General features: G+C 74.4%; 20 protein-coding genes. 5 read left to right on the plus strand and 15 right to left on the minus strand.

Features of this window, described 5'->3' with window-relative positions; translation table 11 throughout:
* Positions 1 to 113 precede the first annotated feature (113 nt).
* The 3 genes from ligA to J2S66_RS23010 are packed head-to-tail and all read right to left on the minus strand — an operon-like array spanning position 114 to position 3,887.
* Complete coding sequence (ligA, locus tag J2S66_RS23000) at positions 114 to 2,282, minus strand: NAD-dependent DNA ligase LigA (RefSeq protein ID WP_310309313.1); 2,169 nt, start codon at positions 2,280 to 2,282, stop codon at positions 114 to 116.
* 31 nt (positions 2,283 to 2,313) lie between these two features.
* The gene (locus J2S66_RS23005) at positions 2,314 to 3,000 is read right to left on the minus strand and encodes a hypothetical protein (RefSeq protein WP_310309314.1); all 687 of its coding nucleotides are present in this window, start codon (positions 2,998 to 3,000) and stop codon (positions 2,314 to 2,316) included.
* Positions 2,997 to 3,887, minus strand: a complete 891-nt coding sequence (locus tag J2S66_RS23010; RefSeq protein ID WP_310309315.1) for a LysR substrate-binding domain-containing protein — start codon at positions 3,885 to 3,887, stop codon at positions 2,997 to 2,999. The genes J2S66_RS23005 and J2S66_RS23010 overlap by 4 nt, the downstream gene beginning before the upstream one ends.
* Before the next feature lie 87 nt (positions 3,888 to 3,974).
* Here J2S66_RS23010 and J2S66_RS23015 point away from each other — a divergent pair, with 87 nt between their 5' ends.
* Entirely contained in the window at positions 3,975 to 4,757 is a 783-nt protein-coding gene (locus J2S66_RS23015; protein WP_310309316.1) for a YeiH family protein, read from the plus strand.
* Here the strand turns inward: J2S66_RS23015 and J2S66_RS23020 are convergent.
* The 3 genes from J2S66_RS23020 to J2S66_RS23030 are packed head-to-tail and all read right to left on the minus strand — an operon-like array spanning position 4,733 to position 8,014.
* Complete coding sequence (locus J2S66_RS23020) at positions 4,733 to 5,479, minus strand: succinate dehydrogenase/fumarate reductase iron-sulfur subunit (RefSeq protein WP_310309317.1); 747 nt, start codon at positions 5,477 to 5,479, stop codon at positions 4,733 to 4,735. The two genes, J2S66_RS23015 and J2S66_RS23020, sit on opposite strands and share 25 nt — an antisense overlap.
* Positions 5,476 to 7,383: a fumarate reductase/succinate dehydrogenase flavoprotein subunit gene (locus J2S66_RS23025; protein WP_310309318.1), complete on the minus strand. Its 1,908-nt coding sequence runs from the start codon at positions 7,381 to 7,383 to the stop codon at positions 5,476 to 5,478. Before J2S66_RS23025 ends, J2S66_RS23020 begins: the two co-directional genes overlap by 4 nt.
* A gap of 1 nt (position 7,384) precedes the next feature.
* The gene (locus J2S66_RS23030; RefSeq protein ID WP_310309319.1) at positions 7,385 to 8,014 is read right to left on the minus strand and encodes a succinate dehydrogenase cytochrome b subunit; all 630 of its coding nucleotides are present in this window, start codon (positions 8,012 to 8,014) and stop codon (positions 7,385 to 7,387) included.
* 72 nt (positions 8,015 to 8,086) lie between these two features.
* Between J2S66_RS23030 and J2S66_RS23035 the strand changes: the two genes are divergently transcribed.
* Positions 8,087 to 8,992, plus strand: coding sequence for a LysR family transcriptional regulator (locus J2S66_RS23035; protein ID WP_310309320.1), 906 nt, complete (start codon positions 8,087 to 8,089; stop codon positions 8,990 to 8,992).
* A gap of 10 nt (positions 8,993 to 9,002) precedes the next feature.
* Positions 9,003 to 9,506, plus strand: coding sequence for a GNAT family N-acetyltransferase (locus tag J2S66_RS23040; RefSeq protein ID WP_310309321.1), 504 nt, complete (start codon positions 9,003 to 9,005; stop codon positions 9,504 to 9,506).
* A 285-nt stretch (positions 9,507 to 9,791) separates the two neighbouring features.
* Here J2S66_RS23040 and J2S66_RS23045 read toward each other — a convergent pair whose 3' ends face one another.
* A complete protein-coding gene (locus J2S66_RS23045; protein ID WP_310309322.1) occupies positions 9,792 to 10,802 on the minus strand; it encodes a methionine synthase in 1,011 nt (336 codons plus the stop codon).
* A 505-nt stretch (positions 10,803 to 11,307) separates the two neighbouring features.
* On the opposite strand from J2S66_RS23045, the gene J2S66_RS23050 reads away from it, so the two are divergent.
* Both J2S66_RS23050 and J2S66_RS23055 read left to right on the plus strand, forming a co-directional pair.
* Positions 11,308 to 11,814, plus strand: coding sequence for a DUF6584 family protein (locus J2S66_RS23050; protein WP_310309323.1), 507 nt, complete (start codon positions 11,308 to 11,310; stop codon positions 11,812 to 11,814).
* A gap of 15 nt (positions 11,815 to 11,829) precedes the next feature.
* Positions 11,830 to 12,702 carry a serine/threonine dehydratase gene (locus tag J2S66_RS23055; RefSeq protein WP_310309324.1) on the plus strand — a complete coding sequence of 291 codons (873 nt, stop codon included), beginning with the start codon at positions 11,830 to 11,832 and terminating at the stop codon, positions 12,700 to 12,702.
* A 46-nt stretch (positions 12,703 to 12,748) separates the two neighbouring features.
* Here J2S66_RS23055 and J2S66_RS23060 read toward each other — a convergent pair whose 3' ends face one another.
* The 8 genes from J2S66_RS23060 to J2S66_RS23095 form a co-directional block, all read right to left on the minus strand.
* The gene (locus J2S66_RS23060; RefSeq protein ID WP_310309325.1) at positions 12,749 to 13,099 is read right to left on the minus strand and encodes a hypothetical protein; all 351 of its coding nucleotides are present in this window, start codon (positions 13,097 to 13,099) and stop codon (positions 12,749 to 12,751) included.
* Positions 13,100 to 13,138: 39 nt separating this feature from the next.
* A complete protein-coding gene (mnmA, locus tag J2S66_RS23065) occupies positions 13,139 to 14,221 on the minus strand; it encodes a tRNA 2-thiouridine(34) synthase MnmA (RefSeq protein ID WP_310309326.1) in 1,083 nt (360 codons plus the stop codon).
* Positions 14,222 to 14,226: 5 nt separating this feature from the next.
* Positions 14,227 to 15,426 (minus strand): cysteine desulfurase family protein, encoded by a 1,200-nt coding sequence (locus J2S66_RS23070; RefSeq protein WP_310309327.1) that lies wholly within the window; start codon positions 15,424 to 15,426, stop codon positions 14,227 to 14,229.
* Positions 15,426 to 16,793: an MFS transporter gene (locus tag J2S66_RS23075; protein WP_310309328.1), complete on the minus strand. Its 1,368-nt coding sequence runs from the start codon at positions 16,791 to 16,793 to the stop codon at positions 15,426 to 15,428. The genes J2S66_RS23070 and J2S66_RS23075 overlap by 1 nt, the downstream gene beginning before the upstream one ends.
* A gap of 97 nt (positions 16,794 to 16,890) precedes the next feature.
* Complete coding sequence (locus J2S66_RS23080) at positions 16,891 to 17,778, minus strand: lysophospholipid acyltransferase family protein (RefSeq protein ID WP_310309329.1); 888 nt, start codon at positions 17,776 to 17,778, stop codon at positions 16,891 to 16,893.
* Entirely contained in the window at positions 17,775 to 18,545 is a 771-nt protein-coding gene (locus J2S66_RS23085; protein ID WP_310309330.1) for a GNAT family N-acetyltransferase, read from the minus strand. Before J2S66_RS23085 ends, J2S66_RS23080 begins: the two co-directional genes overlap by 4 nt.
* 146 nt (positions 18,546 to 18,691) lie before the next feature.
* The gene (locus J2S66_RS23090) at positions 18,692 to 19,651 is read right to left on the minus strand and encodes an electron transfer flavoprotein subunit alpha/FixB family protein (RefSeq protein WP_310309331.1); all 960 of its coding nucleotides are present in this window, start codon (positions 19,649 to 19,651) and stop codon (positions 18,692 to 18,694) included.
* A 14-nt stretch (positions 19,652 to 19,665) separates the two neighbouring features.
* Complete coding sequence (locus J2S66_RS23095) at positions 19,666 to 20,448, minus strand: electron transfer flavoprotein subunit beta/FixA family protein (protein WP_306747373.1); 783 nt, start codon at positions 20,446 to 20,448, stop codon at positions 19,666 to 19,668.
* Positions 20,449 to 20,755: the final 307 nt, after the last annotated feature.

The following is a 20,755-nucleotide window of genomic DNA, read 5'->3' on the forward strand; positions in this document are numbered from 1 at the left end:
TGCGATCGGGGTCCGACCGCGATGTCACCCGCGGCCACCGCCCTTCCGGAAGGTCCGGAACGCCTGCCCGGAGGACATGGGGCGAGCCGGACCCGACGGCCGCACGTCCCGGTCTACGAACCGGCCTGACCGCCCTCGTCAGGGGCTTCCGCGGGGGGCTCCTCGACGACGGCCACGGCCGCCGCGGCTTCCGGGCCCCGCTCCAGCAGGACCCGGAAGCCCGCCTCGTCCAGCACGGGCACCTTCAGCTGCACGGCCTTCTCCGCCTTCGACCCCGGCGACTCGCCGACCACCACGAACGCCGTCTTCTTCGACACCGCGCCCGCCGCCTTGCCGCCGCGCGACAGGATCGCCTCCTTGGCCTCGTCGCGCGAGAACGTCTCCAGGGAGCCGGTGACCACGATCGACAGGCCCTCCAGGGTGCGCGGGACCGACGTGTCGCGCTCCTCCGCCAGCCGGACGCCCGCCGCGCGCCACTTCGCCACGACCTCCTGCCGCCACGGGGTGCCGACCCACTCGCGGACGGCGGCGGCGATGGTCGGGCCCACGCCCTCGGCCGCCGCCAACTCCTCCTCCGACGCCGACGCGATGCGGTCCAGCGAGCCGAACTCGCGGGCCAGCGCCCGCGCCGCCGTCGGGCCCACGTGGCGGATCGACAGCGCCACCAGCACCCTCCACAGGGGACGGTGCTTGGCCGCCTCCAGGTTGTCGAGCAGCTTGAGCGCGTTGGTGGTCGGCTCGCCGTGGATGGTGCGGAACAGGTCGACGTCGAGCAGCTTGTCGGCGTCGAGGTCGAACAGGTCGCCCTCGTCGCCGTAGTGGGGCGACTCGGCCAGGGCCGCGGCGGCCTCGTAGCCGAGCACCTCGACGTCGAGCGCCGACCGGGACCCCAGGTAGGCCAGGCGCTCCCGCAACTGCCCCGGGCAGCGCGCCGCGTTGGGGCAGCGGATGTCGACGTCGCCCTCCTTCATGGGGCGCAGCGCGTGGCCGCACTCCGGGCACGTCGCCGGCATCTCGAACTCGCGCGCGTCGTCGGGCCGGGCGTCGACCACCGGGCCGAGCACCTCGGGGATCACGTCGCCCGCCTTGCGGATGACGATGCGGTCGCCGATCAGCACGCCCTTGCGCTTGACCTCGCTCGCGTTGTGCAGGGTGGCGCGGGCGACCGTGGACCCGGCGACCTTCACCGGCTCCATCACCGCGTACGGCGTGACCCGGCCGGTGCGGCCCACCTGCACCTTGATGTCGAGGAGCGTGGTGGTGGCCTCCTCGGGCGGGTACTTGAACGCGATGGCCCAGCGCGGCGCGCGGGAGGTGCTGCCCAGGCGGCGCTGGAGCGACACCTCGTCGACCTTGACGACCACGCCGTCGATCTCGTGCGCGGCGTCGTGCCGGTGCGCGCCCCAGTACTCGACGTGCTCGGCGACCTCGTCGAACGAGGCCGACACCTTCGTGTGCGGGGACACCGGCAGGCCCCACGCCCGCAGCGCCTCGTACGCGTCGGACTGGCGGGTCAGCTCGAAGCCCTCCCGCTTGCCCAGGCCGTGGCAGATCAGCCGAAGCCGCCGGGACGCGGTGACCTTCGGGTCCTTCTGCCGCAGCGAGCCCGCGGCGGTGTTGCGGGGGTTCGCGAACGGGGGCTTGCCCGCCTCCACGAGGGTGGCGTTGAGCTCCAGGAAGTCCTCCACGGCGAAGAACACCTCGCCGCGCACCTCGACCAGCGCGGGCACCGGGTGCTCGTCGGTGCCGGTCAGCACCTCCGGCACGTCCCCCAGCGTGCGCGCGTTGAGCGTCACGTCCTCGCCGGTGCGGCCGTCACCGCGGGTGAGGGCGCGGACCAGCCGGCCGTTCTCGTAGAGCAGGTTGACCGCCAGGCCGTCGATCTTCAGCTCGCACAGGTAGTGGACGCCCGCCCCGACCTCCTTCTCGACCCGCTCGAACCACGTGCGCAGCTCGTCGAGGGAGAACACGTTGTCCAGGCTGAGCATCCGCTCCAGGTGGTCGACCGCGGTGAACTCGGTCGAGAACGTGCCGCCGACCCGCTGCGTGGGCGAGTCGGGCGTGGCCAGGCCCGGGTGGGCCCGCTCCATGTCCTCCAGCTCGCGCAGCAGCGCGTCGAACTCGCCGTCGCTGATCGTCGGCGCATCCTTGACGTAGTAGTCGAACTGGTGCCCGCGCACCACCTCCGCCAGGGCGGCGTGCGCCTCCCGCGCGGCGGCGGGCACGTCCTCCACGCCCTCGGCCGGCTCCTGGCTCTCGTCCACCACGTCGCTGCTGGTCACGGCATGATGCTAACGAGAGGGTCCGACGGTTTCAGCCACCGTCCCCGGTCATCGCGCGGACGAGGTCGCGCAGTTCCAGCAGGTCGATCGTGCCCTCCGGTTCGGTGGACGCGGTCTCCACCCGGCCGAGTCGTTCACCGGCCAGCCGCTCACCGAGCGTGACGTCCAGGGGGAGGAACGTCATGGTCCGCCGGGCGTCGTCGTCCAGGGCGGCGAACTCCGGGTGGTACACGGCGACGTCCACGAGCCCGTCTGCCACCCGGGCGACGACCCGCACGTCGGCGAGCGCGATGCGGCGCGCGCCAAGGTTGATCGTCACCACGGTCGGGTCGGGCACCGGCGGCACCGAGTCGTGGTACTCCCAGATCATGTCCTCGGTGGGCGCGGCGGCCATCCACGCGTCCGTCCACGGCCGCAGCCCCGGGTCCTCCTGACCGGTGACGACCAGCGCGTAGATCGCGCGGTGCCCGCGTTCGAGGGAGAAGTGCAGGTCCGGGTGCAGGTCGGCGACGAGCGCGCCGATCTCGCCCTCCACGCGGTGCGGTTCGCCGTCGCCGAGCGCCGCGCTGACCGTCGGCAGCAGCTCGGACCAGCCCGTCCAGAACGCGACCGCCGCCTCCCGCGGGTTCGGCAGGTGCGCGGGCGCGCCCCCCGCCGGGGGTCCGGGCCGGGATTCCGGTCGGGGCTGGGCGGGGCGTCGGCGGCGGAACCAGCTCATGGCCCCATTGAACTACGGCGGGTCGCCGCGGCGAGGAGTTCCGCGGCAGGTCCCACCAGCCGCCGCCCGCCCGGCCACACGGCCCGCAGCACGCGCCGCAGGTCCAGGGCCACCGGCACCTCCACGAGCCGCCCGTCGGCCAGGTCCAGCCCCACCGCGAGGACGCTCAGCACGGCCGGCGCGACCCCGGCGACCACCGCGCCGCGCACGGCCGTGGTGGACCCCAGTTCCAGCGCGGGCGGGCAGGCGTCCGGCAGCGCGCGGTCGAGGGTGTCCCGCGTCCCCGAACCGCGCTCGCGCACCACCAGGGGGACGGTCGCCAGCTCCGCCGCCGTCAGCTCGCGCCGCCGCCGCGCCCACGGGTGGCCTGGCGCCACCACCAGGGCCAGCCGGTCCACCGCCACCCGTCGCGTCGACAGCCCCGCCAGCGCGCCGGGCGCCTCGACGAACCCGACGTCCACCGCGCCGTCGCGCACCAGCCCGACCACGGTCTCCGAGTTCGTCACCCGCAGCCCCACCCGCAGCTCGGGCCGGTGCCGCCGCAGCTCGGCGATCCACCCCGGCGCGAGGTGCTCGGCCACCGTCATGCTCGCCGCGACCCGCAGCCCGGCCTCCCGCGCCGACCGCAGCGCCTCCGCGCCCTCCAGCAGCCCGGCGACCTCGTCCAGCACGCGCCGCGCCCGTTCGCCGACGACCACGCCCGCCGGCGTGAGCACCGACCCGCGCCGCCCCCGGTCCACCAGCACCAGCCCCAGCGCGCGCTCCAGCGTGGCCAGGCGCTTGCTCGCCGAGGGCTGCGCGACACCGAGCCGCTCGGCCGCCCGCCCCAGGCTGCCCAGCTCGCCTACCAGCACCAGCAGGCGCAGCGAGTCCAGGTCGGGGGTCACCGCGAGTCCTGGGTCATAGCCCCAGGGTATGGGCACAGAGCGGGTTGCCGCCTACCGGCGGGCCCCGGTCGGGCGCACGGTGGGTGGGTGCTGATCGCCGCGGTGGTGCTGGGTGTGCTCGTGGGCGGCCGGGTGCCCGACCTGTCGACGTGGACCCGGCGGCTGCTGCGCGCCGGCGTCGTCCTGCTCGGCCTCCAGCTGTCCGTGCCGCTGCTGCTGTCCCTCGGACCGGGCGTGCTGGTCGCGGTCGTGGTGACGGTCGGCGTCACGTTCCCGGGCACGCTGTGGCTGGGCGCGCGGCTGGGCCTGCCGCGCGGGTTGACCGTGCTGGTGGCGAGCGGCTTCTCCATCTGCGGCGCGTCGGCCATCGCCGCCGTGGAGGGCGTGGTCGAGCGCGAGGACGAGCACGTGGCCGCGAGCGTCGCCCTGGTCACCCTCTACGGCAGCCTCGCGATGGTCGCGCTGCCGCTGCTCGGCGCGTCCGCGCAGTGGACGGGGCTGAGCGTGCACGAGGTGGCGCAGGTGGCCGCCGCCGCGCCCGCGGGCGGGCTGGCGACGGCCATGGCGGTCAAGCTCGGCCGGGTGGCGCTGCTCGCGCCGATCGTGGCGGGCCTGGGCGGGCGGCGCGGCGTGCCCGGTTTCCTGCTCGGGTTCGCGGCGGCGGCGCTGGTGTCCCCGCTCGTGCCCGAGCCGGTGCTGGGCGTCGCCCGGACGGCGACGACGGTCCTGCTCGCCGCCGCCCTGTTCGGCCTCGGCACGGCCGTCCGGCCGCGCGCCCTGCTGCGCCTCGGCCCGCGCCCGCTGGTGCTGGGCCTGCTGTCGACGCTGCTGGTGTGCGGGACGGGCTACCTGTCGCTGCGGCTGGTGTGAGCGCGCAGCAGGTCGGCGTTGAGGCGGGCGATCGTGGTCAGCGGGATGCCCTTGGGGCACGCCGCCGTGCACTCGCCGGTGTTCGTGCAGCCGCCGAAGCCCTCCGCGTCGTGCTCGGCCACCATGTCCCGCGCCCGCGACCACCGCTCCGGCTGCCCCTGCGGCAGCACGCCCAGGTGCGTGGCCTTGGCGGCGGTGAACAGCATCGCCGACCCGTTCGGGCAGGCCGCCACGCACGCGCCGCACCCGATGCACGCCGCCGCCTCGAACGCGGTGTCCGCGTCCGGCTTCGGCACGGGGGTGGCGTGCGCGTCGGGCGCGGACCCGGTCGGCACGCCCACGTACCCGCCGGCCGCCACGACCCGGTCGAGCGCCGACCGGTCCACCACCAGGTCCCGCACCACCGGGAACGGCCCGGCCCGCCACGGCTCCACGGTCACCACGTCGCCGTCGCGGAAGTGCCGCAGGTGCAGCTGGCACGCCGTGGTCGCCCGCTGCGGCCCGTGCGCCACCCCGTCGATCATCAGCCCGCACGCGCCGCAGATGCCCTCGCGGCAGTCGTGGTCGAACGCGACCGGCTCCTCCCCGGCCGTGGTCAACCGCTCGTTGAGCACGTCGAGCGCTTCCAGGAACGACATGTCCGGCGACAGCCCGTCGACCGGGTACTCGACCAGTCGCCCGGTCGCACCGCGCTGCCGCCAGATCCGCAGGGTCAGCTTCACGAGTAGCTCCTCGTCGACGGCGTGACGTGCTCGAACACCAGCTGTTCCCGGTGCAGCACCGGCGGCGTGCCGACGCCCGTCCACTCCCAGGCGGCGACGTGGGCGAAGTTCGCGTCGTCGCGCAGCGCCTCCCCGTCCGGGGTCTGCGACTCGGTGCGGAAGTGGCCGCCGCAGGACTCGGCGCGGTGCAGGGCGTCGACGCACATCAGCTCGGCCAGCTCGAAGAAGTCGGCCACCCGGCCGGCCTTCTCCAGCTCCTGGTTGAAGTCCCGGCCGCCGGGCACCTTCACGTCGTGCCAGAACTCCTCGCGCAGCTCGGGGATGCGCTCCAGGGCCTTGCGCAGCCCGGCCCCGTCGCGCTCCATGCCGCACTCGTCCCACATCAGCCGGCCCAGCTCGCGGTGGAACGACTCGGCGGTGCGCCGGCCGTCCACGGCCAGCAGCGTCGTGAGCCGGCCGCGCACCTCGGACTCGGTGTCGGCGACCTCGCGGCGGCCCTCGACGGGCTCGAACGGCGCGTCGGCCAGGTAGTCGCCGATGACGCCCGGCAGCACGAAGTAGCCGTCCGCGAGGCCCTGCATCAACGCGCTGGCGCCCAGCCGGTTGGCGCCGTGGTCGGAGAAGTTCGCCTCGCCGATCACGTACAGGCCGGGGATGTTCGACCTCAGGTCGTAGTCCACCCACAGGCCGCCCATCGTGTAGTGCACGGCCGGGTAGATGCGCATCGGCGACCGGTACGGGTCATCTCCGGTGATGCGCTGGTACATCTCGAACAGGTTGCCGTAGCGCTGCTCGACCACGCCCCGCCCCAGCCGCCCGATCGCGTCGGCGAAGTCGAGGTACACGCCGCGCTTCTCGTCGGAGATGTTCTTGGCCGCGCGGGAGGCGATGTCGCGCGGCACGAGGTTGCCGAAGCTCGGGTACATGCGCTCCAGGAAGTAGTCGCGCGCGTCCTCCGGGACGTCGTTCGGCGCGCGCCGGTCGTGCGGGTCGCGCGGCACCCACACCCGGCCGTCGTTGCGCAGCGACTCGCTCATCAGGGTCAGCTTCGACTGGTGCTCGCCGCTGACCGGGATGCACGTGGGGTGGATCTGGGTGAAGCACGGGTTCGCGAACAGCGCGCCCCGCCGGTGCGCCCGCCAGATCGCGGTGGCGTTGCAGCCCTTGGCGTTGGTGGACAGGTGGAACACGTTGCCGTAGCCGCCGGTGGCGAGCACGACGGCGTCCGCGAAGTGCGTCGACACCTCGCCCGTGACCAGGGACCTGACCACGACGCCGCGCGCCCGGCCGTCCACCACCACGAGGTCGAGCATCTCGGTGCGCGGGTGCACCTCCACCCGCCCGGCCGCGACCTGCCGCTCCATCGCCTGGTAGGCGCCCAGCAGGAGTTGCTGCCCGGTCTGGCCGCGGGCGTAGAAGGTGCGCGACACCTGCGCCCCGCCGAACGAACGGGTGTCGAGCAGGCCGCCGTACTCGCGGGCGAACGGCACGCCCTGCGCCACGCACTGGTCGATGATCGCGGTGCTGACCTGCGCCAGCCGGTGCACGTTCGACTCGCGGGAGCGGAAGTCGCCGCCCTTGACGGTGTCGTGGAACAGCCGGTGCACGCTGTCGCCGTCGTTGCGGTAGTTCTTGGCCGCGTTGATGCCGCCCTGCGCGGCGATGCTGTGCGCCCGGCGCGGGCTGTCCTGGTAGCAGAACGACGTGACCCGGTAGCCCAGCTCGCCCAGGGTCGCCGCGGCGGACCCGCCGGCCAGGCCGGTGCCGACGACGATGACGGAGCGGTTGCGGCGGTTCGCCGGGTTGACCAGCCGCGCGGAGAAGCGGCGGCGGTCCCAGCGCGACTCGATCGGCCCGTCGGGGACGCGCTGGTCGGTGATCGGGGAACCCTCGGTGAAGTGCACGTCAGCCCACCAACCCGGTGACGACGGCGAACGGGACGGACAGGAAGCCGGCGCAGACCACCACGGCCACGCCGAGGCCGGCCACGCGCGACGTGGTGACCCCCAGCGTCTGCGTGGCGCTCCACACGCCGTGGCGGATGTGCAGGCCGAGGGCGAGCACTGCGACGGTGTAGGCGAGCACGACGTACCAGTGCCGGAAGTCCGCGACGACGTTGGCGTGGATCTCGCCGGCGACGCCGTGCGGGTTGAGCCACCCGGCGGTCAGGTCGAGCAGGTGGTAGACGACGAACAGCGCGATCACCACCCCGCCCCAGCGCATGGTGCGGGCCGCGTAGCTCCCCTGCACGCGCCGCCGGTGCTCGTAGCGGCCGCGGGCCCTCCGGGCGCGGGCGGTGAGCTGGTGGGCGGCGGTGAGGTGCAGCGCCACGGCGGCGAGCAGGGCCACCCGCGTCGGCCACACGGCGCCGATCCCGCGCAGCCACCGGCCGTAGCCGTCGATCGCCTCGGGCCCGGCGAAGATCGCGAGGTTGCCGACCATGTGCGCGACGACGTACAGCAGCAGCACGGCGCCGGTGACCGCCATGACGGCCTTCTTGCCGACGGTGGTGCGGTAGAGCCGGATCGTGTCCACGCCGAGGACGGTAGGAAGAGGCGCGACGAGTCGTCCAATACATCGCGGAGTGCGAGACGATAGCCTGCGGCTATGACGCTCACGCAGCTCGCGTACTTCCTGGCAGTGGCCAGGACGCGGCACTTCACCCGCGCCGCCGAGGAGGTGCGTGTGGCGCAGCCCTCACTGTCCAAGCAGATCCACGCGCTGGAGAAGGAGCTCGGGGCGGAGCTGTTCAGCCGGGCGCGGGGCAACATCGCCCTCACGCCCGCCGGCGAGGCGCTGCTGCCGGTGGCGAACCGCATCCTGTCCGATGTGGACACCGCGCGGCTGGAGGTGGCGGAGCTGGTGGGGCTGCGGCGCGGCCGGGTGCGGGTGGGCGCGACGCCGAGCCTGTGCGGCAGCCTGTTCGCCGACGTGATCAAGCGCTTCCACGACGCGCACCCGGGCATCCGGGTCGTGGTGACCGAGGGCGGGTCGCGCGACCTGGTGGCCGCGCTGGAGGCAGGTGACCTGGACCTGGCGCTGGTCATCGTGTCGCCCGCGGACGCCGACCGCGCGCTGACCGTGGTGCCGGTGCTGCGCGAGGAGCTGGTGGTCGCGTCCGCCGAGCCGCTCGGCGTGACCCGGATGCGCCTGACGGACCTGCGCGAGCACCCGCTCGTGATGTTCCGGACCGGGTACGACCTGCGGGAGACGACGCTGGCCGCGTGCCGCCGGGCCGGGTTCGAGCCGTCGTTCGCGGTGGAGGGCGGCGAGATGGACGCCGTGCTGCGGTTCGTGGAGGTGGGGCTGGGCGTGGCCATCGTGCCGTCCACGGTGCTGGCCACGCGGTCGCTGCACGCCACGCCGCTCGCGCCGAGCACCACCCGCACGGTCGCCCTGGCGCACCGCACCGACGTGGCCCCCACGTCGGCCGGCCGGGCGTTCCGCTCGGTCCTGCTGGGCTTCCTGCGCGGCGCGGAAATGCCCTCGGGCGTGCACCTGGTGGAGCCGTAGGCTGCGCCGCGTGGTGATCCGACGCGAGACCCCCGCCGACGTGGACGTCATCCGGGCCGTGACCGAGGCCGCCTTCGCCGCCAGGCCGGGCGGCGAGGCGTGGCTGGTCGACGAGCTGCGCCGGGACTCCGGCTGGATCCCGGCCCTGTCCCTGGTGGCCGAACTGGACGGCGAGGTGGTCGGGCACGTCGTGTGCACGCGCGCCGCCGTGGGCGGGTCCCCCGCGCTGGGGCTGGGTCCGCTGAGCGTGCGCCCGGACCGGCAGCGCGCCGGTGTGGGCAAGGCCCTCGTGCACACCGTCCTGGGCGCGGCCGACGGCCTGGGCGAACCGCTGGTGGTCCTGCTGGGCGATCCCGCCTACTACTCCCGCTTCGGCTTCCGCCCGGCCGCGGACCTGGGCATCACCCCACCAGTGCCCGAGTGGGCCCCCCACTTCCAGGCCCGCCCCCTGACCGCGTGGACGCCCACCCTGACCGGCGAATTCCACTACGCCGAACCCTTCACCCACCTCTGACCGCGAGTCGTAAGCCCACCCCGCGCGAGTCGTAAGCCCACCCCGCGCGAGTCGTAAGCCCACCCCGCGCGAGTCGTAAGTCCGTGCCCCGCGAGTCGTAAGTCCGTGCCCCGCGAGTCGTAAGTCCGTGCCCCGCGAGTCGTAAGTCCGTGCCCCGCGAGTCGTAAGTCCGTGCCCCGCGAGTCGTAAGTCCGTGCCCCGCGAGTCGCGGTTGGCCGAACCCGGACCTACAACTCACCGAGCCCGAACTTACGACTCGCGCGGGATGGGCTTACGACTCGCGGGTCACCAGGTTTCGGGCGGTTCCACGAACGCCTTGCCGAGGTCGCGGGTCAGCGACAGCGCCCGCCGCGCCCAGGCCGCACTCGCCCCGGCCAGGCCGCACGTCGGCGTCGGCACGGCGTGCGTGCCCAGCACCTCGCGCGGGAAGCCGAGCCGGTCGACCAGGTCGAGCACGGGCCGCGCGAGCGACTTCAGGGTCGGCGGCGAGGCCGGGTCGGTGCTCGGCGTGACGCCGAGGAACAGCTGGGTCTTCTCCTCCCACGCCTCGCCGACCTCGTCCCACAGCGACTCGTGGAGCGCGGTGACGTCGAACGAGACCGCCTTCGCGCCCGTCCGGCGCAGCAGCCCGATCGGCGGGTTCGGGGCGCAGCAGTGCAGGACCACGTCCGCCTCGACCCCCTCGACGACGCCCTGGAGCAGGGCCAGCGCGTCGGGTTCGGGCACCGCGGCCACCGTGCCGAGCTTGGACGGCGTCGGCAGCAGGCCGCGCAGCACGGCGGGCAGCGACGGTTCGTCCAGCTGCACGAGCACCGTCGCCCCGGTCCGCCTGGCGACCTCGGCGACGTGCCGGTTCAGCCCTTCGACGAGCGACGCGGTGAACTCGCGCAGCGCGCCCCGGTCGGTGAGCACGCGGTGCCCGCGCACCAGCTCGACGTTGGCCGTCAGCGTCCACGGCCCGGCGGCCTGCACCTTGACCAGCCGGGGCGGGGCGGGGTCGGCCGCCTCCTCGAACGCGTCGAGGTCGCGGCGCATCAGGTCCACCGCCCGCCGGTGGTCGCGGCCGGGGTGCGCGGCGACCCGGTAGCCGGACGGGACCACCTCGACGGGCAGGTCGACCAGCAGCCCGGCGGTGCGGCCGATCACGTCCGCGCCGACGCCGCGCTCGGGGAGTTCGGGCAGGTGGGGCAGGTCGGGCAGCTCGCCGAGAACGATCCGCGACGCTTCCAGCGGGTCGGTTCCGGGCAGCGAGCCGAGGCCGGTGGCGGTACCGGCGGTCCAGGGGAGGGCGTCCACCGGCACAGTCTCCCACCGACCCCCGCGGGACCACCCGCACGAGCACCGCGCGAGCACGCCGCGAGCCGCAAAAGGTCTAGACCCATTGACGTCGTGGTACAGACCACATACCGTCACCTTGTCGGTGCCGACAGTTGCGACGACACCGCCACGACCGTGGTGTGGGGGCGTGCCGCGCCCCACGTCCTCACACCACTCCCACCCGGCCGGCGGGACCTCGGGGTGCTGCCGAGGACCCCCGGAGTCGCTCGCCGACGACCCCGCCTCGCAGGCTCCCCGCATCCGAGCGCTGGAGCCGGGCGACGGCACGGCTCGGGTGGTCGTCATGGCGTGCCCCTGCCGCCAGGGGCACTGCCGGCGCTGCGTTCCGCCAGTCGTGCGGAGCAGGGGTTGCGGGGTCGCGCCGACAGGTGGAGCCCGAGCCACCAGGCCAGGCCGGAGGTCACCACCGACAGCGTGATCACCGGGCGATCCCACGGTTGCGCCCACTGGGACGATGTGCGTCATGCCGGTCGAGCGGACGCTGCACAGGGTGGCCGAGGAGGTCGAGCGGGGCGACTTGGCGAGCGTGCTGCGGGCACGGCAGCGGCTGGTCGGGCTCGTGACCAGCTACCCGGACCGGCTCGACCTGCGCGACCGCCTCGCCGGGGTGTACCGGCTGCTGGGCGATGCCGCCCAGGCCGGGCGGTGGAGCTACCTGGCCGAGGAGCGCGACGAGGCCGAGGTCGCCGCGTTCGAGCGCGCCTACCGCACGCCGCTGGCCCGGCTGACCGCGATGAACTGGGTGGGCGGCGAGGCCGTCGCGACGACGGGGACCGCGCGCGACCGGCTGGTGGCGCTCCAGAGCGCGGCGAACGCGCAGCTGCGCGCCGAGCTGCTGGTGACCGAGGACCGCGACTCGTCGTGGGCGACGAACGCGCTCGTGCTGCTCGGCCTCGTGGTGGTGCTGCTGTGCTTCGTCGTCGGGGTGGTGACGCTCGTCATCTGGGTCTACAGGTGGTTCGCCGGCTGAGCGCATCCTGGTGGCATGAACCCCGACGTCTCCGCCGCCGCCGACCGCATCCGACCGCACGTCCGACGCACGCCCCAGTGGCGCGTCGAGGTCGACGGCCGGCCGCTCGTCCTCAAGCTCGAACACCTCCAGCTCACCGGCTCGTTCAAGCTGCGCGGCGCGGTGAACGCCCTGCTCACCGCAGGGTCACCCGAACGCGTGGTCACGGCGTCGGGCGGCAACCACGGCCTGGGCGTGGCGGAGGCCGCGCGGCTGCTCGGCGTGCCCGCCACCGTGTTCGTGCCGTTGAGCGCGCCGGAGGGCAAGGTGCGGCGCATCGAGGCGGCCGGCGCGAAGCTCATCCGCCACGGGGACACCTACGCGGAGGCGGTGCTGGCCGCGCGGGAGACGCCGGGCTTCTACCTGGAGGCGTACGACTCGCCCGACGTCGTGGCGGGTCAGGGCACCGTGGCGGCCGAGGTCGTGCAGGACGACCCGGACGTGGACGTCATCGCGGTGGCCGTCGGCGGCGGTGGTCTGGCGGCGGGCACCGCGCTGGGCTCGGGGTTGCCGACGGTGGCCGTCGAGCCGGAGCGCTGCTGCGCGCTGCACCGCGCCCTGGCGGCCGGCGAGCCCGTCGACTCGGAGGTGGCCTCGGTGGCCGCGTCCGCCCTCGGGGCCACCCGGGTGGGTGAAGTCCCGTTCGGGGTGCTGCGGGCGCACGACGTGCGCTCGGTGCTGGTGTCGGACGCCGAACTGCTGGCTGCCCGCGACCGGTTGTGGGAGGAGTTCCGGTTGGCCGTGGAACCGGCCGCCGCCGTGCCGTTCGCCGCGTGGCTGGCCGGGCGCGTGCCGGGTGAGCTGCCGTGCGTCGTGCTGTGCGGCGCGAACACCGACTGGACGCCCTGACGGGAGCCCCGGCCCGGACCCCGCCACCGGGGTCCGGGCCGGGTCGCTACTCCTCCCGCCACCGCCAGGACACCGGCACGTCGTCGACCTCGCGCGGACGCGCGACCCTGGGCCCCGCTCCCCGCGCCTGCGCCGGCACGTCGACCTCGACCACCGGCACCATCCGGTCGACCCGCTCGACCAGCGCCTCGACGCGGGCCAGCACGGTCGCCCACTCCACCCGGTGCCGGCGTTCACGGGCGACCCACTGCACCGTCCGGACCTCGGCCCTCAGCCGCTCGTGCTGCTCGACCGTGAGGCGCTGCGCGGACGGGTGGTCGACCTTGCTCCCCAGCACACCGACCCGTTGTTCGACGTCCGCCAGCGACTGGCGTCGTCGTGCGTTGTCATGCGACACCCGATCAGTGTCCCAGGCCGCACCGACAAAGTCCCCGGCTCAGCGCGTCGACCTGATGGTCGCGCTCGCCAGCACGAGGTCGCCCGCGGCGTCCTCCCGGTACACCGCGACCGCCTGACCAGGGGCGACGCCGCTCAGCGGCTCCCGCAGGCGGACCACCAACTCACCGTCGACGATTTCCGCGACCGCGGGCGCGAGGCCGCCGTGCGCGCGCACCTGCGCCACGCACTCCACCGGGCCGTCGAACCGCGCCCGCGTCACGGGCCGCGTCGCCACGATCTCGGTGACCTGGAGCCTCTCCGCCGAACCGACCCGCACGGTGCCGCTCACGGGCTCCAGGGACAGCACGTACCGCGGCCTGCCGTCCGGCGCCGGGGCGTCGATGCCGAGGCCCTTGCGCTGGCCGACGGTGAACTCGTGCACGCCGACGTGCCGGCCGAGCACCGCGCCGGTCTCGTCGTCCACCAGCACGCCGGGCTGCTCGCCGAGCTTGCGGGTGAGGAAGCCGCGGGTGTCGCCGTCGGGGATGAAGCAGATGTCGTGGCTGTCGGGCTTCTCGGCGACCTGCAACCCGCGCGCGGCGGCCTCGGCGCGCACCTCGGTCTTGGTCGAGCCGCCGAGCGGGAACATCGCGTGCGACAGCTGCTCGCGGGTCAGCGACGCCAGCACGTAGGACTGGTCCTTGCCGTCGTCGGCGGACCGGCGCAGCTCCACCTCGCCGCCCGCCGCGGACAGCCGCGCGTAGTGGCCGGTGCACACCGCGTCGAAGCCGAGCGCGACCGCCTTGTCCAGCAGCGCCTCGAACTTGATCTTCTCGTTGCACCGCAGGCACGGGTTGGGCGTGCGGCCCGCCGCGTACTCGGCGACGAAGTCGTCCACGACGTCCTCGGTGAACCGCTCCGCGAAGTCCCAGACGTAGAACGGGATGCCGAGCACGTCCGCCGCGCGCCGCGCGTCCCGGGCGTCCTCGACCGTGCAGCAGCCGCGCGCGCCGGTGCGCAACGTGCCCGGCTTCGCGGACAGCGCCAGGTGCACGCCGGTCACGTCGTGCCCGGCCTCCACCGCACGCGCCGCGGCCACGGCGGAATCCACGCCGCCGCTCATCGCCGCCAGCACCCGCATCCCCGTCACACCTCCGCTGTCCTGTGGCCCCGGGTCCTGCCCGCGAGCCGCTTCAGGCCCGCGATGCCCGCGGTGCGGGCGCGGTCGACGACGGGGCCGATCACGTCGACCAGCTCGCGCACCTCGGCCGCCGTGGACGTGTGCCCCAGCGAGAAGCGCAGCGAGCCGCGCGCCGCCACCGGGTCCACGCCCATCGCCAGCAGCACGTGGCTGGGCTGCGCCACGCCCGCGGTGCACGCCGAACCGGTGGAGCACTCCACGCCCTTGGCGTCGAGCAGCATCAGCAGGCTGTCGCCCTCGCAGCCGGGGAAGGTCAGGTGGGCGTTGCCGGGCAGCCGGTGCGCCGGGTCGCCGTTCACCGCCACGTCCGGCACCACCCGGCGCACCTCGGCGACCAGCTCGTCGCGCAGCGCGGACAGCCTCGCGGCCGTCTCCTCGCGGTGCTCGACCGCGTGCCGCACCGCCGCCGCCAGGCCCACGATCGCGGGCACGTCGAGCGTGCCGGACCGCACGTCGCGCTCCTGCCCGCCGCCGTGCAGCACCGGCGTGGTGGGGACGTCCCGGCCCAGCAGCAGCACGCCCACGCCGTAGGGGCCGCCGACCTTGTGGCCGGAGAGGGTGAGGGCGGAGGCGCCGGACGCCGCGAAGTCCACGGGCACCGCGCCGACCGCCTGCACGGCATCCGTGTGGAACGGCACGCCGGCGCCGGCGCACAGCGCGGCCAGCTCGCGCACCGGGTTGACGGTGCCGACCTCGTTGTTCGCCCACATCGCGGTGACCAGGGCGACGTCGTCGCCCAGCGCGTCGGCCAGCACCTCGGGCCGGACGCGGCCGAGGCCGTCGGGTTCGAGCCACGTGACCTCGGCGCCCTCGTGGTCGACCAGCCACTGCACCGCGTCCAGCACGGCGTGGTGCTCGACGGACGAGGCGACCACGCGCCTGCGGCGGTCCGTGCGGCGGGACCAGTAGACGCCCTTCACGGCGAGGTTGTCGCTCTCCGTGCCGCCGCTGGTGAAGATCACCTCGGAGGGGCGCGCGCCGAGGGCGTCGGCGATGTCCTCGCGCGCCTCCTCGACCGCCCGCCGCGCCCGCCGCCCGGAGGTGTGCAGCGACGAGGCGTTGCCCGGGGTGGACAACGCCCTCGTCATCGCCTCGATCGCCCCCGGGAGCATGGGGGTCGTGGCGGCGTGGTCGAAGTAGGCCATCAGTGGTCCAGGGTAGCCCGCCGCAGCCGGCCGGCGAGTACGGCACCGAGCACGGCGACCCCGGCCATCAGCAGGTCGAACGGCAGCACGGCCGCGGTGGGCGCGGTGGCCGAGGCGATGGTCGTGACGAGCACGCCGCCGAGGCCGACCAGCAGCGCCGAGCCGAGCATGTCGCTGATCTGGAGCGCTGCCGAGTTGAAGCCCCGGTCGACGTCGGTGGACGCGGCCAGGGTGAGCACGCTGAGGCTCGGCATGGCCAGCCCCATCCCGGCCCCGGCGATCGCCCACAGCACCGGCGTGGCCCACGCGGGACCCCACGAGGGTGCGATGAGCGTCACGCCCGCGATGCCCGCCGCGTTGAGGGCGAACCCCCACCGCACCAGCTTCTCGCGCGGGATGTGCGTCCGGCGCGACTGCCACCAGGCGGCGCTCGACCAGCCGAGCGCGCTCAGCGTGAGCGGGACGCCGGAGGCGACGGCCGAGTAGCCGTGCACGGACGTCAGGGTCAGCGGGATGAACGCCTCGGCGGCGAAGAACGACCCGGCGAGCAGGGCTCGGGCCAGGATCGCCATCGGCAGGCCGGGCCGGGCGGTCAGCGTGCCCTTGGGCAGCAGCACGCGCAGCGAGGGCACCAGCGCGGCGAGCCCGGCGGCCCCGATCACCAGGTCGAGCTCGCTGGGGTGCTGCGCGGCCCAGCTCAGCGCCGCCACGCCCCCGCCGGCCCCGAGCGCCGCCCACGGCAGACCGCGCCGCGTGCCCTGGGCGGGGGTGTGCGCGGGCAGGTTCCGCAGGACGGGGACGAGCAGCAGCACGCCGAGCAGCACGAACGGCGCGAGCCCGAGGAACACCCACCGCCAGCTCGCCACCTCGGTCAGCCACCCGGACAGCGCCGGCCCGACCAGCGAGGGCACCACCCACGCGGAGGCCAGCAGCCCGAACACCGCGGGCCGGTCCCGTTCCGGGTACACCAGCCCGATCAGCACGTAGACCGCGACCACCTGCGCCCCGCCGCCGATGCCCTGGAGCACCCGGCCGAGCAGCAGTTGCACCATGTCCTGCGCGAGGCCCGCGACGACCAGGCCGACCAGGAACAGCGCCGGTCCCACCAGCAGCGACGGGCGCGGCCCGCGCAGGTCGCTCAGCCGCCCGGACAGGACGGTCGCCACGACGCTGGCCGCGAGGAAGGCGAGGAACGGCCAGGCGTACAGGTCGTTGCCGCCCAGCTCCGCGACCATGCGCGGCATGGCGGTCGAGACGCCCATGTTCTCGAAGGCGAGGAGGGTGACGAGGAGGACTATGCCGATCGTCGGTCCCCGCCGTTCGGCGGTCCAGAGGTTGCTCTTGCCGGCAGGCGCCTCGGTGCTCATCACGGCTCAATGGTTCAACCTCCACCCCCGTCGAGGTCAAGGTGATATGACCTGGACGGGCGGGGGCCGCACGGCACGGCCCTCGGCGCCGGCCGCGTCATCGCGGGCGTCCCGCCGGCGGCACCCTGCTGGGGGCGCCGAGCACGGAGTGCTCCTGCCGCACCGGCACGACCAGGTCGCCGTGCGCGACCCGCTCCGACTCCCGCTGCACGATCGCCGCCAGCTCGCGGCGGTCCGCCGCGCGACCGGGCGCGACCTCGTCGAGCACGTGGACCTCCACGACGAGCCGCCGGGCGCGCAGCACGCGCGACACGGAGTCGAGGAGCGTGTCCGAGCCGACGAACGCGGGCCGCGTCGAGGAGGCCCCCTCCTGGAGGTAGCGCAGCACGACGGGCCGCACGGGCACGCCCGCGTCCAGCGCCGCCTGGAACAGGGCCGGGCGGTAGCGGCCGGACGCCACGCCGCACCACGTGGTGCCCTCGGCGTGGATGCCCACGGCCGCGCCCCCGCGCAGCGCCGCGGCCAGCTCCGCCACCGTGCCCGGCAGCAGGGACAGCCGCTCGCGGTCCAGGTACACGGTGCGGGCCGCGGTGATCAGGCGCCCCAGCACGGGCCAGTCGCGGATGTCGCGCTTGGCGACCAGGCGGATCGGCTGGGTCGCGTCGATGGCCAGCTCGTCCAGCCACGACACGTGGTTGGACACCACCAGCACACCGCGACCGGGCGTCGCCTGGAACACCGGCCCGAGGACCCGCAGCCGTGCGCCGAACGCCCGCAGCAGCGCCCGGAACCAGCCGCGCAGCAACGACTGGCGCGCACCGCCCCGCAGCACGAGCACCGCGCACACCACCAGCGCGCCGGACAGCAGCACGACGAGCGCCGCGAATCCCCGGAGGAACGCCCGGAACCCGCCCACGGTCGGCGTCGAGCGGTCGACGCACCCGTCACCGCACGGCGACACCGGCATCCACGCGTGCGCGCTCACGCCCCCTCCCCGAGGAAGAACTTCAGGTACCGCCGGTCCACGCGGTCCATGCCGAGCAGCACGGGCAGGTCGACCACGCCGAAGTCGGTGTCCAGCGCGGGCGGTCCGCACACCCACGCGCCCAGCCGCAGGTAGCCCTTCAGCAACGGCGGCAGCACGGCCTTGCCGGTCCGCCGCACCGCGTCCGGGTCCCACGCGCGCAGCGGCACGACCCGGTGCTCCTCGGGCGCCAGGTGGCGGGCGCGCACCAGGTCCCACACGCCCGCCGCGAACGCGCCGCCGTCGTGCAGCGGCACGGAGGCGCAGCCGATGAGCCACGAGTGCCCGGACAGCAGCATGTACCGGGCGATCCCGGCCCACACGAGGGACACGACGGCGCCGTTGCGGTGGTCGGGGTCCACGCAGGAGCGGCCCGTCTCCACCAGTGACGGCCGCAGCGGGTCCAGTCGGGACAGGTCGAACTCGGTGTCGGAGTACAGCCGCCCGGCCTCGCGGGCCCGCTCGGGCGGCAGCATCCGGTAGGTGCCGACGATGTCGCCGGTGCGGTCGTCGCGCACCACGAGGTGGTCGCAGAACCCGTCGAAGTCGTCCACGTCGTGACCGGGCACGGACGTGTGCAGGGTGGCGCCCATCTCCTCGGCGAACACCCGGTGCCTCAGCCGCTGCGCGGCGACGACCTCGTCGCCCTCGCGCGCGACCAGCAGGGAGTAGCGCGGCGCGTCGGAAGCGGCGTCACCGGTGCTGACAAGCAGTTGCGGCTGCGTCATGGCTCTGGTCTACCGACCGGTCGGCGACCGGGAGCAGGCCGTTCCGGTGACGCGTCGGTGAGGGCTCGGTGAAGCCCTGGTGGGCCGGGGACGGGCGAGGGCCGTCCCGCGGCGTGCGGGACGGCCCTCGACGTGCTACCGGGCGCTCAGCCCTTGCGCTTGCCCACCTCGTCGGTGAGCTGCGGCGCGACGGTGAACAGGTCGCCGACGACGCCGAAGTCGGCGATCTCGAAGATCGGCGCCTCCGGGTCCTTGTTGACCGCGACGATCGTCTTCGACGTCTGCATGCCCGCCCGGTGCTGGATGGCGCCGGAGATGCCCAGGGCGATGTAGAGCTGCGGCGACACCGTCTTGCCGGTCTGGCCGACCTGGAACTGGTGCGGGTAGTAGCCGGAGTCCACCGCGGCGCGGGACGCGCCCACGGCGGCGCCCAGGCTGTCGGCGAGCTTCTCGACGACGTCGAACTTCTCCGCGCTGCCCACGCCGCGACCGCCGGACACGACGACCGACGCCTCGGTCAGCTCCGGGCGGTCGCCGCCGGTGATCGGCTCGCGGCCGGTCACGCGGGTCACCGTGGCCGGGTCGGCCGCGGGGACCTCGACGGCCTGCTCGGCCGCGTCGGCCGGGGACTCGGTCGCCTCGACGCCGCCGGGGCGGATCGCGATGACCGGGACGCCCTGCTTGACCTTCGACTTCACGACGTACGCGCCGCCGAAGATCGACTGGGTGGCCACGCCCTCGCCGTCGAGGTCGACGGCGTCGTAGAGCAGTCCGGAGCCGAGGCGCACGGCCAGCCGGCCCGCGACCTCCTTGCCCTCCAGCGTCGCCGACACCAGCACGGCGGCCGGGGACGCGGTGCCCGCGATCGCCGCCAGGGCGTCGACCTTGGGCGTCACCAGGACGTTGAGGGCGTCGTCGGACTCGACGGCGTAGACCTTCGTCGCGCCGTAGCGGCCGAGGGACTCCCTCACCTTGCCCGCGGTGCCGGGCGATCCGACCACCACCGCGGCCGGCTCGCCGAGACCGCGCGCGGCGGATAGAAGCTCATGGGTGACCTTCTTGACCTCGCCGTCGACGTGGTCGACGAGGACCAGGACCTCAGACATGCGTTCCCTCGCCTTCAGATGAGCTTCTGGCCGACCAGGTACTCGGCGATCTTCGAACCGCCGTCACCCGAGTCCTCGACGCGCTGACCGGCGCTGCGCGGCGGCTTCGGGGCCGCCTCCAGCACCTGCGACCACGCGGCGCCGAGGCCGACCTCGCCGGCGTCCAGACCGAGGTCCGCGACGGTGAGCGTGCTCACGGGCTTCTTCTTGGCCGCCATGATGCCCTTGAAGGACGGGTAGCGCGGCTCGTTGATCTTCTCGTTCACGGAGACCACGGCGGGCAGGCTCGCCTCCAGGTGCGCCACGCCCTCGTCGGTCTCGCGCTCGGCCTTGACGGTGCCGCCCTCGACGCTGAGCTTGCGCACCTGCGTCACCTGCGGGAGGCCCAGCAGTTCGGCCAGGATGGCGGGCACGGCGCCCGCGCGGCCGTCGGTGGCCTCGTTGCCGGCGATGACGAGGTCGAAGCCCTCGACCGTGCCGATGGCCTTGGCCAGCACCTTCGCGGTGGTGATCGCGTCGGAGCCGTGCAGCGCCTCGTCGGAGACGTGGATCGCCTTGTCCGCACCCATGGACAGCGCCTTGCGGATCGCGTCGGTGGCGCGCGCGGGACCCATCGAGACGACGGTCACCTCACCGCCGTGCGCCTCCTGGAGCAGCAGGGCCTCTTCCACGGCGCGCTCGTTGATCTCGTCGAGCACGGCGTCCGCGGAGTCGCGGTCGAGGGTGTGGTCGGCGTCGGAGAGCTTGCGCTCTGACCAGGTGTCGGGCACCTGCTTGACCAGGACGACAATGTTCATGGGTCCTCTTCGACCTCCTGCGGACGGGCGGCGACGTGCCTGGGCGACGGTGGTTTCCCCCGGTCGCCGGTTGTTCTCGGTGACCCGTGACCCTGCCATGTCATCGCCGCGTTGGCATGGTGGTGTCGACCACCCCGATGTTACCCATGAGTAGCAGGGGTGCAAACGACAGCAAGCACCCGGCAAGCGTGATGATGCTCACTGGGCCGTTCCGACCACCCGGACGATCGCCTGCGTAGCGGTCGTGTCACCACGCGTGTCGTGACCACCCCGTTACAAACGCTCCCCCTGTTGGGTTACCGTCGCC

This window comes from Saccharothrix longispora, assembly GCF_031455225.1.
GTDB classification, from domain to species: Bacteria; Actinomycetota; Actinomycetes; order Mycobacteriales; family Pseudonocardiaceae; genus Actinosynnema; species Actinosynnema longispora.